19 protein-coding genes and 1 pseudogene are annotated in these 22,997 nt (G+C 70.6%); 11 read left to right on the top strand and 9 right to left on the bottom strand.

Annotated elements, in window-relative coordinates:
• Window positions 1-45 precede the first annotated feature (45 nt).
• The 6 genes from ACTWQE_RS11775 to ACTWQE_RS11750 are packed head-to-tail and all read left to right on the top strand — an operon-like array spanning window position 46 to window position 9,370.
• Window positions 46-1,539 (top strand): pyridoxal phosphate-dependent decarboxylase family protein, encoded by a 1,494-nt coding sequence (locus ACTWQE_RS11775; protein ID WP_443328850.1) that lies wholly within the window; start codon window positions 46-48, stop codon window positions 1,537-1,539.
• On the top strand, window positions 1,536-3,374 hold the full coding sequence (locus ACTWQE_RS11770) for an IucA/IucC family protein (RefSeq protein ID WP_443328832.1): 1,839 nt from the start codon (window positions 1,536-1,538) through the stop codon (window positions 3,372-3,374). Before ACTWQE_RS11775 ends, ACTWQE_RS11770 begins: the two co-directional genes overlap by 4 nt.
• Window positions 3,371-4,786 carry a lysine N(6)-hydroxylase/L-ornithine N(5)-oxygenase family protein gene (locus tag ACTWQE_RS11765; RefSeq protein WP_443328831.1) on the top strand — a complete coding sequence of 472 codons (1,416 nt, stop codon included), beginning with the start codon at window positions 3,371-3,373 and terminating at the stop codon, window positions 4,784-4,786. The genes ACTWQE_RS11770 and ACTWQE_RS11765 overlap by 4 nt, the downstream gene beginning before the upstream one ends.
• Window positions 4,783-6,198, top strand: a complete 1,416-nt coding sequence (locus ACTWQE_RS11760) for a hypothetical protein (protein ID WP_443328830.1) — start codon at window positions 4,783-4,785, stop codon at window positions 6,196-6,198. Before ACTWQE_RS11765 ends, ACTWQE_RS11760 begins: the two co-directional genes overlap by 4 nt.
• A complete protein-coding gene (locus ACTWQE_RS11755; RefSeq protein WP_443328829.1) occupies window positions 6,195-8,015 on the top strand; it encodes an IucA/IucC family protein in 1,821 nt (606 codons plus the stop codon). Before ACTWQE_RS11760 ends, ACTWQE_RS11755 begins: the two co-directional genes overlap by 4 nt.
• Window positions 8,012-9,370, top strand: a complete 1,359-nt coding sequence (locus ACTWQE_RS11750) for a glutamine synthetase family protein (protein WP_443328828.1) — start codon at window positions 8,012-8,014, stop codon at window positions 9,368-9,370. Before ACTWQE_RS11755 ends, ACTWQE_RS11750 begins: the two co-directional genes overlap by 4 nt.
• Before the next feature lie 83 nt (window positions 9,371-9,453).
• On the opposite strand, the gene ACTWQE_RS11745 is transcribed toward ACTWQE_RS11750, so the two are convergent.
• The 9 genes and pseudogenes from ACTWQE_RS11745 to ACTWQE_RS11705 form a co-directional block, all read right to left on the bottom strand.
• Window positions 9,454-10,410, bottom strand: a complete 957-nt coding sequence (locus ACTWQE_RS11745; RefSeq protein ID WP_443328827.1) for an ABC transporter substrate-binding protein — start codon at window positions 10,408-10,410, stop codon at window positions 9,454-9,456.
• A gap of 202 nt (window positions 10,411-10,612) precedes the next feature.
• Window positions 10,613-11,464 carry an ABC transporter ATP-binding protein gene (locus ACTWQE_RS11740; RefSeq protein WP_443328826.1) on the bottom strand — a complete coding sequence of 284 codons (852 nt, stop codon included), beginning with the start codon at window positions 11,462-11,464 and terminating at the stop codon, window positions 10,613-10,615.
• Complete coding sequence (locus ACTWQE_RS11735) at window positions 11,461-12,549, bottom strand: FecCD family ABC transporter permease (RefSeq protein ID WP_443328825.1); 1,089 nt, start codon at window positions 12,547-12,549, stop codon at window positions 11,461-11,463. The genes ACTWQE_RS11740 and ACTWQE_RS11735 overlap by 4 nt, the downstream gene beginning before the upstream one ends.
• A complete protein-coding gene (locus tag ACTWQE_RS11730; protein ID WP_443328849.1) occupies window positions 12,546-13,574 on the bottom strand; it encodes a FecCD family ABC transporter permease in 1,029 nt (342 codons plus the stop codon). Before ACTWQE_RS11730 ends, ACTWQE_RS11735 begins: the two co-directional genes overlap by 4 nt.
• A gap of 530 nt (window positions 13,575-14,104) precedes the next feature.
• On the bottom strand, window positions 14,105-14,305 hold the full coding sequence (locus ACTWQE_RS11725; protein ID WP_443328824.1) for a hypothetical protein: 201 nt from the start codon (window positions 14,303-14,305) through the stop codon (window positions 14,105-14,107).
• 44 nt (window positions 14,306-14,349) lie between these two features.
• A pseudogene (locus ACTWQE_RS11720) lies at window positions 14,350-15,604 on the bottom strand (cation:proton antiporter).
• 4 nt (window positions 15,605-15,608) lie between these two features.
• On the bottom strand, window positions 15,609-16,094 hold the full coding sequence (locus ACTWQE_RS11715; protein WP_443328823.1) for a cation:proton antiporter regulatory subunit: 486 nt from the start codon (window positions 16,092-16,094) through the stop codon (window positions 15,609-15,611).
• A gap of 541 nt (window positions 16,095-16,635) precedes the next feature.
• A complete protein-coding gene (locus ACTWQE_RS11710) occupies window positions 16,636-17,058 on the bottom strand; it encodes a hypothetical protein (protein WP_443328822.1) in 423 nt (140 codons plus the stop codon).
• Window positions 17,059-17,143: 85 nt separating this feature from the next.
• A complete protein-coding gene (locus ACTWQE_RS11705) occupies window positions 17,144-17,689 on the bottom strand; it encodes a DUF2231 domain-containing protein (RefSeq protein WP_443328821.1) in 546 nt (181 codons plus the stop codon).
• Between the two features lie 128 nt (window positions 17,690-17,817).
• Between ACTWQE_RS11705 and ACTWQE_RS11700 the strand changes: the two genes are divergently transcribed.
• The 5 genes from ACTWQE_RS11700 to ACTWQE_RS11680 all read left to right on the top strand — a co-directional run bounded on the left by ACTWQE_RS11700 (window position 17,818) and on the right by ACTWQE_RS11680 (window position 22,869).
• Window positions 17,818-18,633: a helix-turn-helix transcriptional regulator gene (locus tag ACTWQE_RS11700; RefSeq protein WP_443328820.1), complete on the top strand. Its 816-nt coding sequence runs from the start codon at window positions 17,818-17,820 to the stop codon at window positions 18,631-18,633.
• 35 nt (window positions 18,634-18,668) lie between these two features.
• Window positions 18,669-19,784, top strand: a complete 1,116-nt coding sequence (gene tal, locus ACTWQE_RS11695) for a transaldolase (RefSeq protein ID WP_443328819.1) — start codon at window positions 18,669-18,671, stop codon at window positions 19,782-19,784.
• Window positions 19,785-20,002: 218 nt separating this feature from the next.
• The gene (locus ACTWQE_RS11690; protein ID WP_443328818.1) at window positions 20,003-21,787 is read left to right on the top strand and encodes a glycoside hydrolase family 15 protein; all 1,785 of its coding nucleotides are present in this window, start codon (window positions 20,003-20,005) and stop codon (window positions 21,785-21,787) included.
• Entirely contained in the window at window positions 21,784-22,266 is a 483-nt protein-coding gene (locus ACTWQE_RS11685) for a hypothetical protein (protein ID WP_443328817.1), read from the top strand. Before ACTWQE_RS11690 ends, ACTWQE_RS11685 begins: the two co-directional genes overlap by 4 nt.
• Window positions 22,267-22,509: 243 nt before the next feature.
• Complete coding sequence (locus ACTWQE_RS11680; protein WP_443328816.1) at window positions 22,510-22,869, top strand: DUF488 domain-containing protein; 360 nt, start codon at window positions 22,510-22,512, stop codon at window positions 22,867-22,869.
• Window positions 22,870-22,997 lie beyond the last annotated feature (128 nt).

Here is a 22,997-nt window from a genome sequence, read left to right as displayed (position 1 = left end):
ACCGACCCTCTCGGCGCGGCCGTGGCCGGACTGCTCCACGGTGCCATGGCGCCAGAAACGGGGATCCGGAAGACCGCGCTTTCCGGAGGCGCGCAGGGGCCCGGCTCGCTGGAGCCGCTGCTACAGGCCGTGTTGGAGGCGCTCGCCAAGGGCGCCGTGCGGCGTGGGGGCCCCGTACCCGCCGGGACGCCCGAGGAACTGGCCGCAGAGGTCGAGCGGGTATTCGCCGAGGCGGACGGCGATGACGCCCTGCACCGGCTGACCGAACTCCTGGCCCACGGCAGCGCCGACCCCGCCGACCCGTCCTGCGCCGCGCATCTCCACTGCCCGCCGCTCGCCGTCGCCGTCGCCGCCGATCTCGCCGTCTCCGCGCTCAACCCCTCCCAGGACTCCTGGGACCAGGCGCCCGCCGCCACCGCTGTGGAGACCCTGCTGTTGCAGGAGTTGGCCCAACTCGTCGGGTACGACCCGGCGGAGGCAGCCGGTGTGCTCACCTCCGGCGGCACCGAGTCCAACCTCATGGGCCTGATGCTCGCCCGCGACCGGGTGCTCGGCCGCGCGGCCGAGCGTCAGATCGAGCTGAGCGGCGTGCCGGGCACCGGCCCCCGTCCGCGGATCTTCGCCTCCGCCGCCGCGCACTTCTCGGTGCAACGGTCGGCGGCCCTCCTGGGGCTCGGCGAGGACGCGGTCATCCCCGTCCCGGTCGACCACGAGCTGCGGATGAAGCCGGAGGCGCTGGCCACCGCCCTCCGCGACTGCGTCGCGCGCGGTGAGGTGCCGGTTGCTGTCGTGGCCACCGCCGGCACGACCGACACCGGTGCGATCGACCCGCTGCGCACCTGCGCGGCGCTGGCCGCCGAGCACGGCGCCTGGCTGCACGTGGACGCGGCGTACGGCGGCGGCGCCCTGCTGTCCGACGAACTCGCCCCGCTGGTCGGCGGCATCGGGCTGGCCGACTCGGTGTCCCTGGACTGGCACAAGCTGGGCTGGCAGCCGGTCGCCGCGGGCATCTTCCTGGTCCGGCGGGCGGAGACCTACGCCTCCCTCGCACGACGCGCGGTGTACCTCAATCCGCAGGACGACGAGGAGGCCGGCTACCCCAGCCTCCTCGGCCTCTCGCTGCGCACCACGCGCCGCGCCGACGCCTTCAAGATCGCTGTCACCCTGCGCACTCTGGGCCGCCAGGGCCTGGGCCGGCTCGTGGACGCCTGCCACGAGCTGGCGCGCGGCGGTGCGGAGGCAGTACGGGCACATCCCAGGCTGGAGCTGCACGCCGATCCCGTCCTGACGGCCTTCCTCTTCCGTTACCTGCCCAAGGGCGCCGACCCCGCTCACACCGACCGGGTGAACGCGGCGCTGCGGCGCAGGCTGCTGGGCGAGGGGCGCGCGGTCATCGGCCGCACCGAGCTCCCGGGCGAGGGGCCCGGCCGGGTCCGCCTGAAGCTCACGCTGCTCAACCCGCACACCACCCCCGCCGAGGTCGAGCGGCTGCTTCACGCTGTCGCCGCGGCGGGCCAGGCCGAGGAGGAGAACCAGTGAACCGGCCCACCGCTGTCGGGCCGCCGGTGGCGGCGGTGACGCCGGCAGACACGCCGCCGGCCCCCGCACCCGGTCCGGACCCGCTCGACGTCGCCGACGCCCTGCGCGCCGGCGACACCGCCGCGATGGAGACGCTGCTGCGCGCCTACGTACGCGAGACCGGAACCGAGGTCCCGCCGACCGGCCAGGGACTCCTGCTGGACCTGCCGGCCAGCCGGCTCACCTTGTCGGTGCCCGTGCGGTACCGGTCGGCCACCGGCTGGCACCGGTTCGGTGCGCCGCGCGTGGTCACCGCCGGGGACACTGACGGTGTCCCGGCCGACGCGGCCCTGGTGGCCGCCGGGCTGATCCGGGAGACCACGCTGGGCCGTGGTGTGCTCCCGCACCACGGGGGCGACGCCGCCGCCCGTGTGCTGAACTCCGCCCGGCGCACCGCCACGCACCTCGCCCGCCGGCGCGCCGAGGGCGAGAACGGCCGAGGGCCGACGCCGTTCCTCGACAGCGAGCAGGCGTTGCTGCTCGGGCACCCGTTCCATCCCGCGCCCAAGAGCCGCGAGGAGGCGTCCGACGCCGAGCTGGACGCGTACTCCCCCGAGTTGCGCGGCTCGTTCCCGCTCCACTGGTTCGCCGCCCACCCCGACGTCGTCGTCGGTGGGAGTGCGGACGGCAGTTCTCCTGCGGAGCTGCTGCGGCCGCTTGCCGCGGGGCTGAAGCTGCCCGACGGGATGGTGCCGGTGCCCGCCCACCCGTGGCAGGCCCGCGAGGTCCTTGCCCGTCCGGAGGTCGCCGCGCTTGTGGACGCCGGACTGCTGCGCCCGCTCGGCGCGGCCGGACCGGCCTGGTATCCCACCTCCTCCGTGCGGACCGTGCAGCGGCCGGACGCCGAAGTGATGCTGAAGCTGTCCCTCGGCATGCGGATCACCAACTCCCGGCGGAACAACCTGCGCAGCGAGATGCGTCTTGGCATGCGGGCCGCGCAACTGCTGGCCGCGGGCCCCGCGGACTGGCTGCGTGCCGAGCACCCGGAGTTCGGCATCCTGCGTGACTTCGCCTGGGTGTCGGTCGGCACCGACGGGCCGGAGACCGGACTGGAGACCGCGATCCGTGACAACCCCTTCCGGGGCGGCGGCGACGGCGCGCCCGAAGGGCTGTGCGTGGCGGGTCTGCTGGCCGAGCGGACCGGTCCCGGTGACGGCACCCCGCCGCGGCACCGCGCCTTGCTGTGTGAGGCGGTCGAGCGCGCCGCTCACGCGTTCGGTGTCCCGGTGGCCGAGGCGTCGGAGCGTTGGCTCACCCGCTATCTGGACGTGCTGGCCGTTCCCCTGATCCGCCTTCAGGCGCGTTACGGCATCGCCCTGGAGCCGCACCACCAGAACACCCTGGTCGCCCTCGACGCGCACGGACTGCCCCGCGCGGGCTGGTACCGGGACAGCCAGGGCTACTACCTGGCCGCTTCCCGCACCGCCGACATCGAGCGCCTCCTGCCGGGCGCCACCGACGGCGTCGATCTGGTCTTCGACGACGCCTTCGTCGACGAGCGGGTCGCCTACTACCTCGGCATCAACAACCTGCTGGGTCTCGTCGGAGCATTCGGAGCGCTCCAACTGGCCGACGAAACCCGACTGCTGCACGTGCTGCGCGGCGCGCTGGAGCGGCTGCGCACGGCCGAGCCCACCGCCGACGGCCTGCTCGACCTGCTGCTCGACGCGCCCGTACTGCGCTGCAAGGGCAACTACCTGACCTGCGTGGACGGTCTCGACGAACTGGTCGGTGACGTCCACACCCAGTCCGTCTACATCGATCTCCCCAACCCTCTTACGGAGGCCCAGCGGTGACCGCTCCCTCGACTTCCCCCGACCACAGTCGCCCCTACGACCTGGTCGGCGTCGGCATCGGCCCGTTCAATCTGTCCCTGGCCGCGCTGGCGGACGGCGTACCCGGCTTCCGGTCCCTCTTCCTGGACGCCAGGCCGGCGTTCTCCTGGCATCCGGGCCTGCTGATGGAGGGAACGACACTTCAGGTGCCGTTCCTCGCCGATCTGGTCACCATGGCCGACCCGACCAGCCCGTGGTCGTATCTGAACTACCTCCGCTCCCACGACCGGATGTTCAAGTTCTTCTTCTCCGAGCGCTTCCACATACCGCGCCGCGAGTACGACCACTACTGCCGCTGGGTCGCCGAGCGGCTGGCCTCCTGCCGCTTCGACGCCGAAGTCACCGCGCTGGAGTGGGACGAGAGCGTGGACGCGTTCGCCGTCGTCCACCGCTCCGCCTCGGGCGCCGAGACCCGCGTCCTGGCCCGCCAGGTCGTACTCGGCGTGGGCACCAACCCTGTCGTCCCCGAGCCGCTGCGCCCGCTGCTGACCGACTCCCACGCCGGGCGCATCCTCCACAGCGCCGACTACCGCACCCACCGGACGCGGCTCGCCGCCGCCGACGACGTCACGGTCATCGGCGCGGGCCAGTCCGGCGCCGAGGTCGCGCTCGACCTGCTCCGCCACCAGGACGGCGACGGCCAGGGCGGCCCGTACGTCCGCTGGCTGGCCCGCACCACGGCCTTCGCGCCGATGGAGTACTCGAAGATCGGCCTGGAACACTTCACCCCGGACTACATCCGCTACTTCCGCCACCTCCCCGAGGCCACCCGCGAGCGTCTGGTGCGTGAGCAGTGGCAGCTCTACAAGGGCGTGAGTGAGGAGACGCTGGGGGAGATCTACGACGAGCTGTACGAGCGCACCATCGGCGGCGGCGAGCCGCGCGCCACCCTGCAGCCGGGCGTGGAGATCGTCGCGGCGAAGCCCGACGGCGAAGGTTATCTGCTCACCTGCCGGACTCAGCAGCAGGATCCGCTCTTCGAGATCCGGACCTCCGCCGTCGTCTCCGCCACCGGCTACGCCGCCTCCCGTCCCGCCTTCCTGGAGTCGATGGGCGACCTGGTCGACTGGGACGACAGGGGCCGCTACCAAGTCGACGGGGAGTACAGGGTCGCGCTCGACCCGCGGGTCTCCGGCACGCTCTACGTCCAGAACGCCGAGATGCACACGCACGGCGTGGGCGCACCCGACCTCACCCTCGGCGCCTGGCGCGCCGCGACCATCCTCAACGCCGCCGCTGGGCGCCGCGTACTGCCCGTTGCCCCGCGGCAGGCCTTCACGACCTTCGGCGCACCCCAGGCACCGGCGTCCCCGGTGATTCCGACGGCGGTCCCGGACGAGGCTGCCACCACACCCTCGGGCACGCCGCGATGACGGTCGCGGAGAAGACCGGCGCGCCGTCCCCGGGGGGAACGGCGGGCCACGCCAAGACCGTGCTCATCTCCGTCATCGGCCTTCACCTGGTCGCCGAGACCGCACTGACACCGTTCCTCCCCCAGCTGTTCCAGCGGCTGTACGGCATCGAGGATCCGGAAGCGACCGGGCTGTACATCTGGATCTGCCGCATCGTCGGGCTCGCCGCCCTCCCCCTGTGGGGGCTGGCGGCCCGGCACTGGCCGCTGCACAAGCTGGTGCTGGCCGGGTTGTGCGGGTCCGCCGTTCTCGACCTGCTCCTCGGCCTGGCACCCAGCTATGCCGCGTACACGGTGCTGTCGACGCTCATCGTGACGACCAACAGCGCCCTGCTGCTGGCCTATCCGGCGTTCATCGCCGAGCACGGTGACGCATCGGAGGGCGGCGAGCGGGCCCGGCTGGCCGCGGTCTGCACGCTGGTCGTCGTCTTCCATCTGTCCGTCGTCGTCTCGACGATGGTCGGCGCCGGAGTCCTCGCCCTGCCGGAACCCCGCATCGGCATCTCGGCGTTCGCGGTCCTGGACACCCTGCTGGCCGTGCTCACCTACCGGATCCTGGGCCGACGCCCGGACATGAAGACCGGCGGCTCCGCTGCCGACGGCGCATCGGAAGCGGCGCCTGCCCAGACCGGCGCGGCAGCCGCCCCCGGTGCGCGCTCTCCGAACCGTGGTTCGTGGTTCATGATGCTCGCCTACGCCGCCCTGATCGGGGTCGCGTTCGACTTCTCGGTCAATGTGGCGCGCCCCTTCTTCACCGAGTTCTCCGACAGCCTCGGCAGCGGCTCGGTCGGGTCCGCCGTGCTGTTCTTCCTGCCGAGTGTCTCCGCGCTGGCCGTGCTTCCCTTGGTACGCCGCTGCTACGACCTGCTCGGTGACCGGCTGCTGCCGCTGGCCCTGACCGTGGGGGCGACCGGGCTGGCCTGGACGTGGCTGGCCGACGCCCTGCCGGGGCTGGTCGGCAGCCGGCTGCTGTTCGGCGTCGGGCTCGGCCTCGGCCAAGTCGCCGTCGAGCTGCGGATGTTCCGTGCCACCGGAACGAAGGGCCCGGCGTTCACCGCCGTGGAGACCGCCCGCTCCGCCGGTCTTCTCGCCGCACCGCTGGCCGCCACCGCCGCGGTCTCCTACGATCTGGCGCTGCCGCTGGCAGTCGCCGCGGCGGTGCAGGTAGGCGCCGCCGCCCTGTCCATGAGGCGCACCCGAAGCGCAGCCACCCCGGCACCGGCCACGCCCGATTCCGCCGTGTCCGAGGCCGGGGCGACCAGGCCTGCCATCTCCGGGCAGGCCGGGCCGGTCCCGGCCGTCCCGGAATCCCAGGGTCCTCCGCCTGCCCTGACAGCCCCCTCCCCCGCGTACTCCGAGGAGAAGCACCGATGAACCGCACCACACGTGACGCCTGGGCCAAGGCGGGCCAACGGCTGCTCGTCAAAGCCGTAGAGGAGTTCGCCTACGAGGAACTGCTCGTCCCCGAGCCCGACCCGTCGGACGGCGCCCCGGACGCGTACCGGCTGGACCTCGCCGACGGAATCCACTGGACCTTCCAGGCAGCCCGCGGCACCTTCGGCACCTGGCGGGTCGTGCCCGGCACCCTGTGGCGGCACCCCGCGCCCACCGGCGGCACGGCCGGCCCTGAGCAGCTGATGCTCGACGCCCGCCCGGTCCTCGGCTGGGACGGGCCCACCACCGCAGAGGTGCTGCGCGAACTCACCGCCACCCGTCGGGCCGAGGCCGAGGTCATCTCCCGTGCCCTGCCCGCGGCCGAACTCGCCGATCTGGACCACCTCGACCTGGAGGCGCATCAGGACGGCCATCCGTGCATGCTGCTCAACAAGGGACGGCTGGGCTTCTCCGCCTCCGACGCCGCCTCTTACGCACCCGAGGCAGCCGGTTCCGTGCAGCTGTTCTGGGCCGGCGTCCACAGCAGTCTCGGCTCCTACTCCGGTGTGCCCGGTCTCGAGGCCGACACCCTGCTGGCCGAGGAGCTGGACGAGGTCACCCGCAAGCGGTTCGGGGCAACGCTCGAGCAGGCGTGCGCTGAAACCGGTCACCACGCAGCCGACTTCTGCTGGCTGCCGGTGCACCCCTTCCACTGGGACGAGGCCGTCGCGACGCTCTTCGCCCCGTATCTCGCCGACGGCCGGATCGTGCTTCTCGGTGTGGGCCCCGACCGCTACCGGCCGCTCCAGTCCATCCGCACCCTGGCGAATCTGGACCACCCGCACCGCCGCAATGTGAAGGTGCCGCTGTTCATCCGCAACACTCTCGTCTGGCGCGGCCTGTCCACGAAGCCGACCGAGGCCGCGCCCGATGTGAGCGCCTGGCTGCACGCCGTCCGCGACTCCGATCCCTATCTCCGCGACGAGCTGCGCTTCCACCCGCTGGGCGAGGTCGCGGGCGTAGCCGTGCACCATCCGCTGTACGAGTCGGTGAAGGACGCCCCGTACCGCTACCACGAACTCCTCGGCGCGGTCTGGCGGGAGCCGGTCGCTGCGCTGCTGGGCGACGGCGAGCGGGCCCGCACCATGGCCGCGCTGCTCAAGACCGGATCCGACGGCCGTGCCCTGGTCAGCGAACTGGTCGACAGGTCCGGGCTCGCCCCGCGCGCCTGGCTCGACCGCTTCTTCCGCGCCCTGCTGCCCGGACTGCTGCACTACCTCTACCGGTACGGCGTGGCGTACTGCCCGCACGGGGAGAACACCATCGTCCTCTACGACTCCTCCGACACCCCCATCGGCATCGCGGTCAAGGACTTCGCCGAGGACGTCAATCTGCTGCCCGGCAGCCACCCCGAGTACGCGGGCCTGTCCGAGCGCGCTGACGCGCTGCTGCTGCGCTGGCCCGCCGGCGAGCTGGCCCACTCGCTGCTCAGCGCGATCTTCGCCGGCCACTTCCGGTTCTTCGCCCCGCTGGCCGCCGAGCACCTCGGGGTGCCGGAGGAGGAATTCTGGGGCATGGTCCGCGCCGAGATCGAGCGCTACCACGCCCGCTTCCCCGAACTGGCCGACCGGTTCGAGGGCTTCGGTCTGCTCGCCCCGGAATTCGACCGGGTGGCACTCAACCGCGAGCAGCTGCTCGGCGGTGGCTTCCACGACCGCGCCGAGAAGGACGAGGGCTTCGACGTCGTCCACGGCACCCTCCCCAACCCCCTCGCCGTCGCAACCGGCGTACCTCAGGAACTTCAGGAGCAGATATGACCGCCTCGCCGTACGAGCGACTGCGCGCCGACGCCGAGGAGGGGCGCGTCGAGGAGGTGATCGTCAGCGTCCCGGACCTCCAGGGGAGGCTCCAGGGCAGCCGCCTGTCCGTGCCGTACTTCCTGGACGAGGCGGCCGAGCAGGGCTTCGGCGCCTGCGTCTATCTGCTCGCCTCCGACGTCGAGATGGACACCGGTCCCGGATACGCCATCGACGCCTGGCAGAGCGGCTTCGGTGACTTCGTCCTCCGTCCCGACCCGGCCACGCTGCGCACCCTTCCCTGGGACCCGGGTACCGCGCTCGTCCTGGCCGACGCCGTCTGGCCGGGCGGCGAGGCCGTCGAGATCGCCCCGCGCCAGGTACTGCGCACCCAGCTCGACCGGCTCGCCGAGCGCGGGCTGACCGCCTTCGCAGGCACCGAACTGGAATTCCTCGTCTTCCACGAGTCGTACCGTCAGGCATGGGACCGTCGTTACCACGGCCTTGAGACGGCCACCGCCTACAACGTGGACTACTCCCTCCAGGGACTGGCCGAGATCGAGCCCGTGGTGCGCCGCATCCGCCGGGAGATGGTGCGCGCCGGGCTCACCATGGAAACGGCCCGAGCAGAGGTCCATGCCGGCCAGTACGAGATCGTCTTCCGCTACGACCAGGCGATGACCACCTGCGACAACCACGTCGTCTTCAAGAACGGCGCCAAGCAGATCGCCGCGCAGGAGGGCGTCGCGCTCACCTTCATGCCCAAGTACGACGAGGGCGAGGGCAATTCCTGCCACATCCACCTGTCGCTGCGCGGCACGGACGGCTCTGCCGCCCTCGCCGACCCGACGGCGGAGGACGGCATGTCCGATCTGATGCACCACTTCGTCGCGGGTCAGCTCGCCTGTCTGGCCGACTTCGCGCTGCTGATGGCGCCGAACATCAACTCGTACAAGCGCCTTCAGCCGGGCGCTTTCGCCCCGACCGGCATCACCTGGGGCCGGGACAACCGCACCTGCCCGGTCCGTGTCGTGGGCTCCGGCCACTCGCTGCGGATCGAGCACCGGGTGCCCGGCGGGGACGCCAACCCCTATCTCGCCGTCGCCGCCGCGGTGGCCGCCGGCCTGTACGGCATCGAGAACCGTCTCGCCCTCCCGGCGCCGCACACCGCCAACGCCCTGGCCGATCCGTCGGTGCCACGGCTGCCCAGCACGCTCACCGAGGCCCTGCACCGGTGGGAGAACAGCGAGATCGCGGCCAAGGTGTTCGGCGAGGCGGTCGTCGGCCACTACGCACAGGCCGCCCGTACCGAGCTGGCCGCCTTCGAAACAGCGGTCACCGACTGGGAGCGGGTCCGTGGCTTCGAACGCCTGTGACGCCCTGTGCCTCCGCTACGACTGCGGCCCTGGCCCCGGAACACCCGTGGCCAGGGCCGCAGTCGTCGTGTCCTGTCCCGACGTTACGAGAGGCTCTTCTTCATCTCGTCCAGGATCTGGTCGGCGCCGGTGTAGCCGATGCCGAGCATCCACAGGCTGTCGTCGACCTTGAACGCCTTCTTGTTCTTCACGGCGTCCAGCTTCTTCCACAGCTTGCCGCCGGTGACGCTGGTCTCCTTGGCCTTCGCCGGGTCACCGTAGGTCGAGTAGAAGATGACGTCGGAGTTGCCCTCGCTGATCCGCTCGGGGCTGATGTCGAGAGAGAAACCGGTCTTGTCCACGTTGGCGGGCCGGCCGACCTTGAGGTCCTTGAGGATGCTGCCGACGAACGTGTCGTTCATGTACAGGCGGGTGTCCGCGCCTTCGATGAAGCGCACGAAGCCGACCTTGGACTTGGCTGCCTTGTCGGCCCCGCCGAGCGCGTCGGTCACCTCGGTGAGGTGCTTCTCGTACTCGGCGACGACCTTCTTCGCCTTGTCCTTCTTGCCCAGCACGTCGGCGTGCAGTTCGAAGTTCTTCCGCCAGTCGGGGCCGGTCGTCTTGGTGAAGACGGTCGGCGCGATCTTCGACAGCTCCTTGTAGCTCTTCTCGTCGCGCTCCTTGCTGCTGATGATCAGGTCCGGGTTGAGCCCGTCGATCGCCTCCAGGTTGGGCTCCATGATCAGGCCGACCTTCTTGATGCCCTTGATCTGGTCCTTGGGGAGGTAGGTGGACATCGGCGCGCCCGCCTCGGACGTGACGGCACCGACCGGCTTGACGCCGAGGGTGATGGCCGAGTCGAGGGCGTCGGTGTCCAGGACGACCACACGCTTGGGGCTGTCGGAAACCTCCACCTTGCCCATGGCGGTGGTCACGGTGTGCTTTCCGCCCTCGGCGGCCGACTTGGCGTCGTCCTTGCCGGAGCCGCATGCGGTGGCGGTGACGGCGAGCACGACAACGCCGGCGAGAGCGGCAGCACGGCGATTGAGGGATGGGACCATGAGGGAAGAGCCTTTCCTGACGGTTGTACTGTCGGCGCGGGGAATGAACTTAGGTAAAGCTAACCTTAGGCAAAGGGCTGGGCAAGGCCGCCCGGATCACAACTCGGACTACGCGGCAATACGCCCGACTTCGCCCCCACCTGCACACCAAACAGGTATCCGCTCGCGCGAACGGGTGCCCGGTTGAACAGCTCTGAAGAGTTCAGCCGGCCTCTGCCGAGACCGCTGCCGCGGCGGAGGCGTCTGCTGCGGCGGACGCTTCCTCATGCCAGGGGCTGCCAGGAACGACCAGCGGGCTGCCGGTCACCGGATCCGGCACGACAACCGATGCGAGACCGAAGACATCACGCACCAGATCCACCGTGACGATCTCCGAGGGGTGTCCCTGCGCGATGATGCGCCCGGCCTTCATCGCCACCAAGTGGTCCGCGTACCGCGCCGCCTGGTTGAGGTCGTGGAGCACCGCGACAACCGTCCTGCCACGCTCCCGGTTGAGCTGCCGGACCAGGTCCAGCACCTCCACCTGGTGCGAGATGTCCAGGTACGTGGTGGGCTCGTCGAGAAGCAGCAGATCGGTCTCCTGGGCAAGCGCCATGGCGATCCACACGCGCTGCCGCTGACCGCCCGACAGTTCATCGACGGGCCGCGCGGCGAGGGCGGTCACATCGGTGCGGTCCATGGCGTCGGTGACCGCCCGCTCGTCCTCCTGCGACCACTGCTGCCACCAGCGCTGGTGCGGCTGGCGGCCGCGCGCGACGAGATCGGCGACCGTGATCGCCTCCGGCGCTACCGGCGTCTGCGGAAGCAGCCCGATCGACTGCGCGATCGTACGGGTGGGCATCCGGTCCAGCGCCGTACCGTCCAGAAGCACCCTTCCTCGCCGGGGCTTGAGCAGCCGTCCGAGTGCGCGCAGCAGCGTGGACTTGCCGCAGGCGTTCGGGCCGACGATGACGGTGACCCGGCCGTGCGGGATGTCCAGGTCGAGGTCCTCGACGACCGTGCGTTCCTCGTAGGCCAGGGTCAGGTCACGGGCTGTCAGCCTGCTCTCGGTCACGCTCTTCCTCCAGTACGGCCGCGGATGCTGCGGTCTTTCACAATGAGCCAGATCAGATACGGCGCACCGACAGCTGCGGTCAGGACACCCACGGGCAGCTCAACGGGCGCGAACAGCAGGCGCGCCGGCAGGTCGGCGGCCACCACGATCAGCGCACCGAGCAGCGCCGAACTCAGCAGCGGGATCTGCGCCGTGCGGGTCAGTCGGCGGGCTGTCTGCGGAGCGAGCAGCGCCACGAAGTCCACCGGGCCGGCCGCACCCGTCGCCACCGACGCGAGGAAGACGCCCAGCAACGCCAGCCCGAACCGGGTCCGCTGCAATGGCACGCCCAGCGCCGTTGCGGTGTCGTCGTCGAAAGCCACGTTGCGCTGCGCCCGTGCGGCCCAGACCACACAGGGCACCAGGGCGAGCAGCGTCCAGCCGAGCGGTCCGGCCTCGTCCCAGCCGCGCCCGTTGAGTGAACCGGTGAGCCACACCTGCGCCTGATGGGCGACCAGATAGTCGCCCTTGGTGATGAAGAGATGGACGATGGACCGCAGCGCGATGGCGACGCCGATGCCGATGAGGACGAACCGTGCCGCCTGCAGACCACCGCGCCACGCGAAGAAGTAGACGAGCACCGCAGCGATCAACCCGCCCGCGACCGAGAAGTACGGCAGCACACCGAACGACCCGACACCGAACGTCAGGGCGCCGATGGTCAGGGCGCTGGCTCCTTGGGAGACGCCGATGATGTCGGGGCTGGCCAGTGGATTGCGGGCAACGGTCTGGATGAGGGCACCCCCGACCCCAAAGGCGGCACCGACCAGCAACCCCAGAACCATCCGCGGCAGCCGCAGCTCGCCGACCACGAAATCGGCCGTCGACGGCCGGCCGGCCAGCGCGTTGAGCACCTCGCCCGGCTCGACGTACCTCTCACCGAGGCAGAGATACGCGAGGCAGACAGCTGCCGTGAGCACGGCGAAGGCACCCGCGACGACCGCGGCACGCCTGTGGACGAGGAAGGAGGCGCGTCCGCGTCTCACGAGCCTGTACCCGTCAGGGCGGGCGCCCGCCGCCCGGCTCTCGATGAGAGAGGTCGTCATGCGCTCACCGCCTTGCGACGGCACATGACGATCAGGAACGGCACACCGATCAGGGCGGTCATCACACCCGCCGGCACCTCGCCCGGCGGGAAGACGATCCGTCCGATGACGTCCGACACGAGCAGCATGACCGGGCCGAGCAGGGCCGCCATCGGCAACACCCAGCGGTGGTCACTGCCTACGATCGCGCGGGCGATGTGCGGTACGGCAAGGCCGATGAAGGCGATCGGCCCGGCGGCCGAGACCCCGACGCCGGTCAGCACCGTTGCACCGATGCCGCCCACGATCCGGACGGCCGCCACGTTCTGTCCGAGCCCCTTGGCAACGTCGTCGCCCAGCGCCAGGGCGTCGAGCCCACGCGCCACCGATCCCACCAGTACCGCGCCCACCACCAGGAACGGCCAGATCTGACCGGCCACTTCCGCGCTCCGCCCGGCGATCGAGCCGACCTGCCAGAAGCGGAACTCGTCCAGGGAGGCGGCGTCCGTCGTCAGCATGCCCTGGATGACGGAAATGAGCAGTGCGTTGATGGCCGCGCCGGCCAGCGCCAGCTTCACAGGCGAGGCCCCGCCGCGTCCGCTGGAGGCAACGGCGTAGACGGCCACCGACGCGACTGCGGCACCGACGAACGCGAACCACACATAACCGGCGAGCGTGTGCACTCCGGCGAACGCGATCGCCAGCACCACACCCACCGCGGCTCCCTGACTGATCCCCAGCACGCCGGGGTCGCCGATGGGATTGCGTGTGATGCCCTGAATCACGGTGCCGGCCAGGGCCAGCCCCACACCGACCATCACGCCGACGAGGGTCCGGGGCACCCGCAGCGACCGTACGATTTCGGCGGCCTCGCTCGTACCGTCGTGCAGCAAGGCATCGAAGACCTCACTCGGGGCGATCTGGCGGGCTCCGACGGCAAGACTGAGCAGCACCGCCAGCAGCAGCGCGACAACGGCCGCCGTCGTCCAACCTATTCGGCGGCCGACGAGAGCGGCTCTCGGGCTGCTGATCGTGGCGGCGGTCATCGCATCCATTCCGATGTCATGGCATCCATTCCGGCGTGACGGGATCCTCGGGGGATCCCTACTTAGGCGACCCTAAGTGTACGGGTGACTCCGCGGGCGCGTAACTGGCCGGAAGGAAGTGCATCCGCGAGCTCGACCGACGACGAAACCTACGGCAACCCGCCCCATTTCGTCAGGTATGAGCCGGAGTTCCCCTGCCAGGCAAGATCGTCCACAAAAGGAGAGCACAGCGATAGCGCCACACGACGAACCGGCGCCTTCCGCCCATGACAACGCCGCAAGAGGAGCCCACCTCATACGACCTCGTGGCGGCCATCCTTCACGCGGCGCCGCTGGCCTCCTCTGCACACCTCCGAAACACGAGCCTCTCCACATTCCGGCCGTGTTGCGGTCATCCCTTCACCCAGCTGAAATTTCGTCCAATGCCAGTCCGCCCGGGAAGACCGAGGAACCAGTGCCAACCATCCGATGGGCCACTTGACATGGGGGCACCACACTCCAACTCTCCAGCCGCCGTTGCCCTCGCGGGGCTAGCCCTCACAGGGGAGAGGACGAACCAGCTGCGGGCCGACCGTCGGCCACATCACGATCAGTACGGTGAGCGTGAGAGCGCTGGAGGCGGGAGAGCGTTCGGTGTTCCGCCTCCAGCCGTCGTCGCGGTGCAGAACGCGCGGCAGGTGCTCGGCAAAGCCAACGACCCCGCCGAGATGGACGGTCAGGGCGGCGAGCACCAGGACAGTGTCCTGGTCCGTGATCGCCGCTCAACCGTCGTCGCTCATGCCCGGCCGGCCGTCCCGTTGTCCACCGGTTCCAGCGATTCCGCGGCCGCGGGCACCGCGGGCTGCTCGGACGGGGCCGCAGAACCCTTCTTGCCGCGTCTCGTGAGGCGCATCGCGACGGGCTCCGTGCAGCGGGCGGTCAGCGGGCCGACGATCACCAGTACCAGCACGTACGCGGTGGCCAGGGGGCCGAGCGAGGGCTCGATGCCGGCGGTGACAGCGAGTCCTGCGATGACGATGGAGAACTCACCGCGGGCGACCAGGGTGCCGCCCGCCCGCCACCGGCCCTTGGCGGAGATCCCGGCGCGCTTCGCCGCCCAGTAGCCGGTGGCGATCTTCGTGCAGGCGGTGACCACGGCGAGGGCGAGTGCCGGGAGGAGGACGGGCGGGATGCTGGCGGGGTCGGTGTGCAGGCCGAAGAAGACGAAGAACACCTGCGGCGAACAAGTCCCGCAATGGGCTGAGCAGGTTGTGCGCGCCCTCGGCGACCTCCCCGGACAGGGCGATGCCCACCAGGAACGCGCCCACGGCGGCGGACACCTGGAGCTGCTGGGCGATGCCGGCGACCAGCAGGGTCAGGCCGAGCACGACGAGCAGAAGTTTCTCCGGGTCGTCGCTGGAGACGAAGCGGGAGATGACCCGTCCGTAGCGCAGTGCGAGGAAGAGCACGAGTCCGGCGACGCCCAGCGCGATCGCGAGGGTGATGCTGCCAGCGGCCAGGCTCACTCCGGCCAGGAGGGCGGTGACGATGGGCAGGTAGACGGCCATGGCGAGGTCTTCGAGGACCAGGATGCTCAGGATGACCGGGGTTTCGCGGTTGCCGAGCCGCCCGAGGTCTCCCATGACCTTGGCGATGACGCCGGAGGAGGAGATCCAGGTGACCCCGGCCAGGACCACGGCGGCCACCGGGCCCCACCCCAGCAGCAGGGCCATCGCCGCGCCCGGCAGGGCGTTCAGGGCGGCGTCGACGAGCCCGGCCGGGTACTGGGTCTTGAGGTTGGAGACCAGGTCGCTGGCGGTGTACTCCAGGCCGAGCATCAGCAGGAGCAGGACGACGCCGATCTCGGCGCCGATGGCCACGAACTCCTCACTCGTACCGAGCGGCAGCAGACCGCCCTCACCGAAGGCGAGCCCGGCCAGCAGGTAGAGAGGGATCGGAGAGAAATGAAAACGCCCGGCGAAGCGGCCCAGGAGTCCCAAGCCGAGGATGATCGCGCCGAATTCGATCAGAAAGACCGCGGACGAATGCACCGGATCACTCCCGTCCCAGTATCGCGGCGGCAGCCTCCACGCCCTCGCGGGTACCGATCACAATGAGGATGTCCCCACCGGACAACCGGAATTCGGGCCCCGGAGACGGAATCGCCTCCGCCCGGCGCAGCACCGCCACGATGGACACTCCGGTCTCCGTTCGCATCCGGGTATCACCCAGCACCCGGCCGTTCCAGTACGAGACGGAGGACAGCTCAATGCGCTCGGCGACCAGGCCGAGATCGGTGGTCGACAGCAGATTAGGACTGTGGTGCGAAGGCATCAGCGCATCGATCAGCGCCTCCGTCTCACCGGTGGTGAGCCTCACCGACAGCGCGCACGCCTCCGGATCGTCCGTGCGGTAGGCGTTGACGGTCCGGGCGCCGTCGCGGTGGGCGACCACCGACAGACGGCGGTGCTCGCGGGTGGTGAGGTCGTAGCGGACCCCGATGCCCGGTAGCGGTGTACTGCTCAGACGTGGAGCGGGCATGGCACGTCCCCCTTGTGGGTGTTGTCGATGCGGCGGGCAGACGCACGCTCCGGTGCCGTCCGCCGCCACCCTATCGACTGGCGTATCGGCACTTTCACGATGAATCGGATGGCGGCGCCGCGGCCTCGATGGCACCCGGAGGACCGCCGCGTTCAGACGCGCCCTGGCGTGCGCGGCCAGTCCGGGGTCTACTTCGAGGCCGACGCTCTCCGGCTGGGCAAGCAGCTTGTAGCCTCCGCGCTCGGCGATGGCACTGTCGGCCCGAACTCCCGGTACAGCTGCTCCTGGTGCTTACGGCGCCGCACGGCGAACCCGCCGCGCAGGCTCCCGGATGCGGTGCTGATGCCGAGAGCCTGCAGGAGCTGCTCGGTGCGAGTTCGGCGGCCGTCGGTTCCGTCTCCTTCGAGTCGTGCACCACGCGGAGCACGGTGGCGCCGGTACCGGCGGCTGCGGGACGCCCGGGGCTCGCACAGTGGCGTGAGGCTGCCGACAGCGGCCCGGCGTGTTCGTGCGTGGCCCGGCACGCCGAGCGGGAGTCGTGTCACTCACCGATCCCGAGCGCGGTGAGCAGAACCAGGACCACGGTCACGACGGCGAACAGGCCATGCCCGGCGACTACGGGTACGGGGAAGTGCCGTTCGGCCGGTTCGGCCTGCTCCCCTCCGGCCGGTACGGCGGCGCGCTCCCGGTGGAGCGGAATCCAGCGGGCCAGCATCAGGAATCCGAGCAGGGCGACGGGCAGGAGGAGGCCGAAGGCGGTCCAGGCCAGCGCGTCCTGGTCGGCGATCACGTAGATGATCCACACGACGAGGCCGATGGCGGCGAGTGCGAAGTGGCCGAAGATGACCGGGACGGGCAGACGGCTGCTGCCGCCACGGACCCCGCCGTGTGCGATCCAGGTGCCGAGCATGTAGAAGCCGCCGAGGGCGGTGATCAGCCAGGTGACCAGTGCGGCGATGTCCATGGGGAACTCCTGGTGGTGGGTGCGGTAGGGGCGCGGATGCGCCGGACGCCGGGGAGAAGGCGGCTGTGGTCAGCGGCGCAGGTGGTCAGCCGGTGCGGTGACCTGGTGGCCGGCGGGCGGGCGCAAACCCCTCGGCCTGGGTCGCCTCGTCGGCGACCCGGACGCCGTAGTGGTAGGCGAGCTTGCCGCCCAGGAATCCCGAGACCCCGAGCACGGCCAGGGTCACGGCGTTGAGGGAGAGCTGTCCCGCCCCGACGCTGCCGGACGGCCCCTCCCCCGCGTGGCGCCACAGGAAGCTGCCCGCGTATGCGGCGGTCACCAGCAGGTTCAGCGTCATGTGGAGGAGACCGACGCGGAACGCCCGGGTACCGGTGGGGATGGCGAAAAGGTCCAGGAAGCCGACCATCGCGGCAGCCAGGGCGCCGATCACCCCCACGGCGATCAGCCACATGGCTCCACGGGCGAGGAAGTCCGGGTCGTCCACGAGGTGGGAGGCGATGTCGAAGACGAAACTGCCCACCCATGCTCCGATCGGCACGGTGACCAGGATCGGATGGAACGGATGCCCGTAGGGGCCCGCGAGCGTGGTGCTGACCGGCCGTTTCGCCTGCTGCTGCCATTCGCTGGTCACGGGGTGGCTCCTCTCCGCTTAATTTCACCAACCAGTATTGGACTTATTCGCCGGACTGGTCAAGTGGCGGTGGTGTCCGGCCCGCGCTGCGAAGTTACGCCTGCATCGATTGGCGTTACTGTGGAGGTATGACCTCTGACCCGACCCCGGCTTCGTCTCCGCCCTCCGCTGCTGCGGGCGTGGAAACGGTCTCGGTCCTCGCGGACGAGCTGCGCCGCAGGATGTACGGCTACATACGGCGCGCCCATCGTCCGGTGACCCGGGAGGAGGCGGCCGCCGCCGCCGGGATCTCGGCCAAGCTGGCCGCCTTCCACCTGGACAAACTCGTCTCGGTGGGGTTGCTGCGCTCCCGCTACGACAGCCCGGGCGGTATCCGCCGGGTGGGCCGTAAGCCCAAGGTGTACGAGCCGACCGACACCGACATCCGCGTCAGCATCCCCGAGCGACGTCCCGACGTACTCGCGGAGATCCTCATCGACGCGGTCCTTGATCAGGAGCCCGGGGAGGACGCGCAGTCCGCCGCACTGCGCACGGCCCGCCACCGGGGCGAGGAACTCGGAGCCGCGGCACGCGCCCGCAGCCGTCCGGGCCGTCTGGGACCCGAACGCTCTCTCACCCTCACCGAGGCCGTGATGGAGCAGCACGGATTCGAGCCCGACCGCCAGGCCCCGACCGAGCTACGGCTGCTCAATTGCCCCTTCCACCCCCTCGCGGCCCGCTCCCCCGAGCTGGTGTGCGGGATCAACCACGCTTTCCTCGACGGTTTCCTCACCGGACTGCAGGCTGCCGGGATCGACGCGGTCCTCGCTCCCCGCCCGGGACGGTGCTGTGTGGAGCTGCGCGCCGCATCCGCGGGCCGCAGCGCGTCCGGCCCCGCCGCCGGGACCTGTGGTGTGAAGGGGCACGGCGCCCCGCCCGCAGAGGAACCGGGCAGCACCCCGTAGACGACCTCGCATGAAGTGACGCAAGGGAGAAGATCATGAGTGAGAACCTGGACCGGCTGGCCGCCGAAGGCGTTGCGGTCTGGCTCGATGATCTGAGCCGGGAGCGGCTCGCCGGCGGCGGGCTGGCCGACCTGGTGCGCGAACAGCGGGTGGTAGGCATCACCACCAACCCGACGATCTTCGCCAAGGCGATCCGTTCCGGTGACCGCTACGACGAGCAGACCGGCGATCTGGCCCGCCGCGGGGTGCGGGTCGAGGAAGCCGTCAGACTCCTGACCGCATTCGACGTGCGCTGGGCCTGCGACGTGCTGCGCCCCCTGTACGAGGCCAGTAACGGGGTGGACGGAAGGGTTTCGATCGAAGTGGACCCGCGCGCCGCCAACGACACAGCGGCAACGATCGCCGAGGCACGCGCGCTGTGGTGGCTGGTGGACCGGCCGAACCTGTTCGTGAAGATCCCGGCCACAGAGAAGGGCCTGGAAGCCATCAGCACGGCCCTCGCGGAGGGCATCAGCATCAACGTGACACTGATCTTCTCCCTGGACCGCTACGACCAGGTGCTTCGTGCCTTCCTGGACGGTATGTCCAGAGCGCACGCGGAGGGACGCGACCTGGCGTCCATCGCGTCGGTCGCCTCCTTCTTCGTCAGCCGTGTGGACACGGAGGTCGACAGCCGACTGGACAAGATCGGCACGCCGGAGGCCCGGTCACTGCGCGGACTGGCCGCGGTCGCGAACGCACGCCTGGCCTACCGGCATTTCGAGCAGGCGTGCGCATCACGGGAGTGGAAGGACCTGGCCGCGGCCGGGCTGCGTCCGCAACGCCCACTGTGGGCCTCCACCGGAGTCAAGGACCCCTCCTACAGCGACACCCTCTACGTCGATGAACTCGTGGCGCCCGGCGTGGTCAACACCATGCCCGAGCAGACCCTGCGCGCGGTCGCGGACCACGGCCGTGTCCGAGGCGACACCATCCACGGCACCTACCCGGCATCCCAGCAGGTACTTGATGACCTGGAGGCAGTCGGAGTGTCCTACGGCCACGTCGTGCGTGTGCTGGAAGACGAGGGCATCACCAAGTTCGCGGCCTCCTGGGACGAACTGTTCAGGGAACTGGACACCGAACTGCAGACCAAGCGCGCCGCCGCCTGATTCACCGGATCGACCGGGCCGGGCTCGCCGGCCCCGACGCAGACTGACCGACCTCCTCGACCGCCCCGAGTCCATGGGGTGACACCGGAAAGGGCTCTCTTGAGGTGACAGCCACGCCCCCCGGACCGGGCCACACACCGCCACCGCCGGACGGCGGCCGCAGCACGCCGGCGCCCCCGCGTAGTACCGCCCCCGCGCCTGCCGCACAGCCGACACGAGTGGACGGGTATGCGGAGCTGCGGGACTACGCGGTGATCGGGGACGGCCGCTCCGTCGCGCTCATCGCCCGGGACGGCTCGGTGGACTGGCTGGCCTGGCCGGACCTGGACTCGCCGACCGTGTTCGCCGCCGTGCTGGACCCCTTCCGCGGGGGACGATTCCTCCTCCAGCCCGACGTGCCCTACGCCGCCGCCCGCCGCTACGTGCCGGGCACCAACGTGCTGGAGACGACCTTCACCACCGCAGGTGGCACGGTCCGGTTGACCGACGCGCTGACCCTCCCCGACAGCCACTCCCTGGCGCCCGGACGGGAGCTGGTCCGGCGGATCGAGGGCCTCGCGGGCAGTGTCCCCATGCGCTGGAGCGTCCAGCCGCGCTTCGGCTACGGCGCCCGCGCACCGAACCTGGCGCACCGTGCGGGTGTTCCGGTGGCCGTCTCCGGCCCCGATGCGGTCGCGGTCTGCGCCTGGAACGCCGGACAACCGCAGTGCACAGCCGACTCCGTCACCGCCCGTTTCCGGGCCGATGCCGGCACCTGGGCCCTGGTCGCGTTGCCGTACGCACACCAAGAACCGCTGGTACTCCCCGCCCGTGCCGAGTGCGAGACCCGCCTGGATCACACCATCGCCGCCTGGCGGCAGTGGACGGAGGAGCGCACCTACACCGGGCCATGGCGCGAAGCGGTGCTGCGCAGCGCCCTCGCACTCAAACTCCTGGTCTTCGCCCCCTCCGCCGCGGTCGCCGCCGCCGCGACCTGCTCGCTCCCCGAAGGGCTCGGCGGGGAGCGCAACTGGGACTACCGCTTCAGCTGGATCCGCGACTCCGCCTTCACCCTGGACGCCTTCCTCAAGCTGGGCTGCGCGCCGGAAGCCATCAGCTACTTCTGGTGGCTGATGCACGCCTCCCAACTCACCCACCCCCGCCTGCACGTCCTCTACCGGCTCAACGGCGGCACCCGCGCCCCCGAGCGGACCCTGCCCCTGTCGGGCTACCGGGACTCGGCACCCGTACGCATCGGCAACGCAGCCGCCGACCAGCTACAGCTCGACACCTACGGCGAACTGCTCCAGACCGCCTGGCTCCACACCACAGCAGGCCGCCCGCTCGACGCCGACATCGCCCGCAGACTGGCCGAGACCGCCGACTTCATCTGCACCATCTGGCAGCAGCCCGACGCGGGCATCTGGGAAGTGCGCAGCGGCCCCGAACACTTCACCCAGTCCAAGATGATGTGCTGGATCACCCTCGACCGCGCGCTCGACCTGGCCAGGCGGCAGCTGATCCCGGACCGGCACGCGGCCCGGTGGCGGCGCGAACGGCAGGCCGTCGCCGAGTTCGTGGACACCCGCTGCTTCAGTCCGCGGCTGAACAGTTACGTACGCTCCGCCGACAGCGACGGCCTGGACGCCGGTCTCCTGCTCGGGCTGCTCCACGGCTACCGCCCGCCCGACGATCCACGCATGCGCGGCACCGTCACCGCCATCCAGCGGACCCTGCAAGACGGCCCCTACGTCAACCGCTACCTCGGCCCCGACGGTCTCCCCGGCAGTGAGGGCGCCTTCCTCGCCTGCTCCTTCTGGCTCTCCGAAGCCCTCGCCCGATGCGGCCGTGTCGAAAAGGCCGTCCACCTCATGGAACAACTCGTGGCCCTCGCCAACGACGTCGGGCTCTACAGCGAAGAAATCGACCCCACCACTGGCGCCTTCCTCGGCAATCTGCCCCAGGCCCTGTCCCACCTGGCGCTGATCAGCGCCGCCTGCACGATCGGGGAGGCCACACGATGAGCATCTGGGCCGCACTGGCAGGCGGGTTCATCGGCACCCTTGTCCTGACCACCGGACTACGCGCAGCCAACGCCTTCAAGCTCACCCGCATCGACCTGCCGTTCCTGCTCGGCACAGCCTTCACCAGCAACCGGACCCGCGCCAAGGCCCTGGGCTACGGCGCCCACTTCCTCAACGGTGCGATCTTCGCCCTGCTCTACTACGCGGTCTTCACCGCCATCGGGTACGGCAGCTGGTGGCTGGGCACCGTCTTCGGCCTCGTCCACGGCCTGTTCGCCGCCACCGCGCTGGTCAACATCCTGCTGCCCCTCGTCCACCCGCGCATGGGCACACCTCAAACCAGCGCCCCCGGCGTCGCGCTGCTCGAACCACCCGGCTTCCTCATGCTCAACTACGGCCCGGGCACACCCGCCGTCACCCTCATCGCACATCTCGTCTACGGCACCATCGTCGGCGGTCTCACCACCTTGCCGGGCTGAGGAGCAGCATCGGCGAACAGCCACCGCCGGCGAAGGAACGCCGTCCCGGCGGCCGCACGGTAGCCACCACACGCGGCCCCCACCGGGTCCAGCCCGCACAGCCGATGCACGGCGGCGGCGAGGCCAGGTAGCGTGGGAGAAAGCCCCATGAACCGGAGCGCGAAGTCTTCGCACTGCACTGGGGCGGCAACCCCTCGGATGCCGAGAACAGCTCACGCAGTCAGCACACGAGGAGGACCGGCCATGACCCGCAAGCCTACGGTGCAGGTCCGTCGAGTCTACGATCCGTCGGAGGGCGACGAAACCAGAGTGCTGGTCGACCGGATCTGGCCCCGGGGACTGAGCAAGGACAAGGCTCACCTCGACGAGTGGTGCAAGCAGGTCGCACCCTCCACGGAGCTGCGCAAGTGGTACAGCCACGACCCCGAGCGCTTCGCGGAATTCGGCCGCCGCTACCGCACCGAGCTCAAAGATCCAGAACGCGCAGACGCGCTGGCGCACCTGCACGACCTGGCCGAGGACCGAACGCTGACGCTACTCACCGCCACCAAAAATCCCGAGATCAGCGAAGCGCAGGTGCTCGCCGAGCTGCTCCGGGGCTGACAGCGGGGGGTGAGTGGAGCTCCACTCTCCGGCTCTACGGCACCGGGCCGATGCGCTGACCGCCCCCACAGGGTGCTACCGCTGGAGGCATCGCAAGCTCGTGCGGCGCTCACGCGGGACCCGGTCGA

The sequence above is a fragment of the Streptomyces sp. 8N706 genome (assembly GCF_052245415.1).
Taxonomy (GTDB): Bacteria; Actinomycetota; Actinomycetes; order Streptomycetales; family Streptomycetaceae; genus Streptomyces.
Note: the sequence above shows the minus strand (reverse complement) of the source record. Positions and strands in the feature narration are given on the sequence as shown.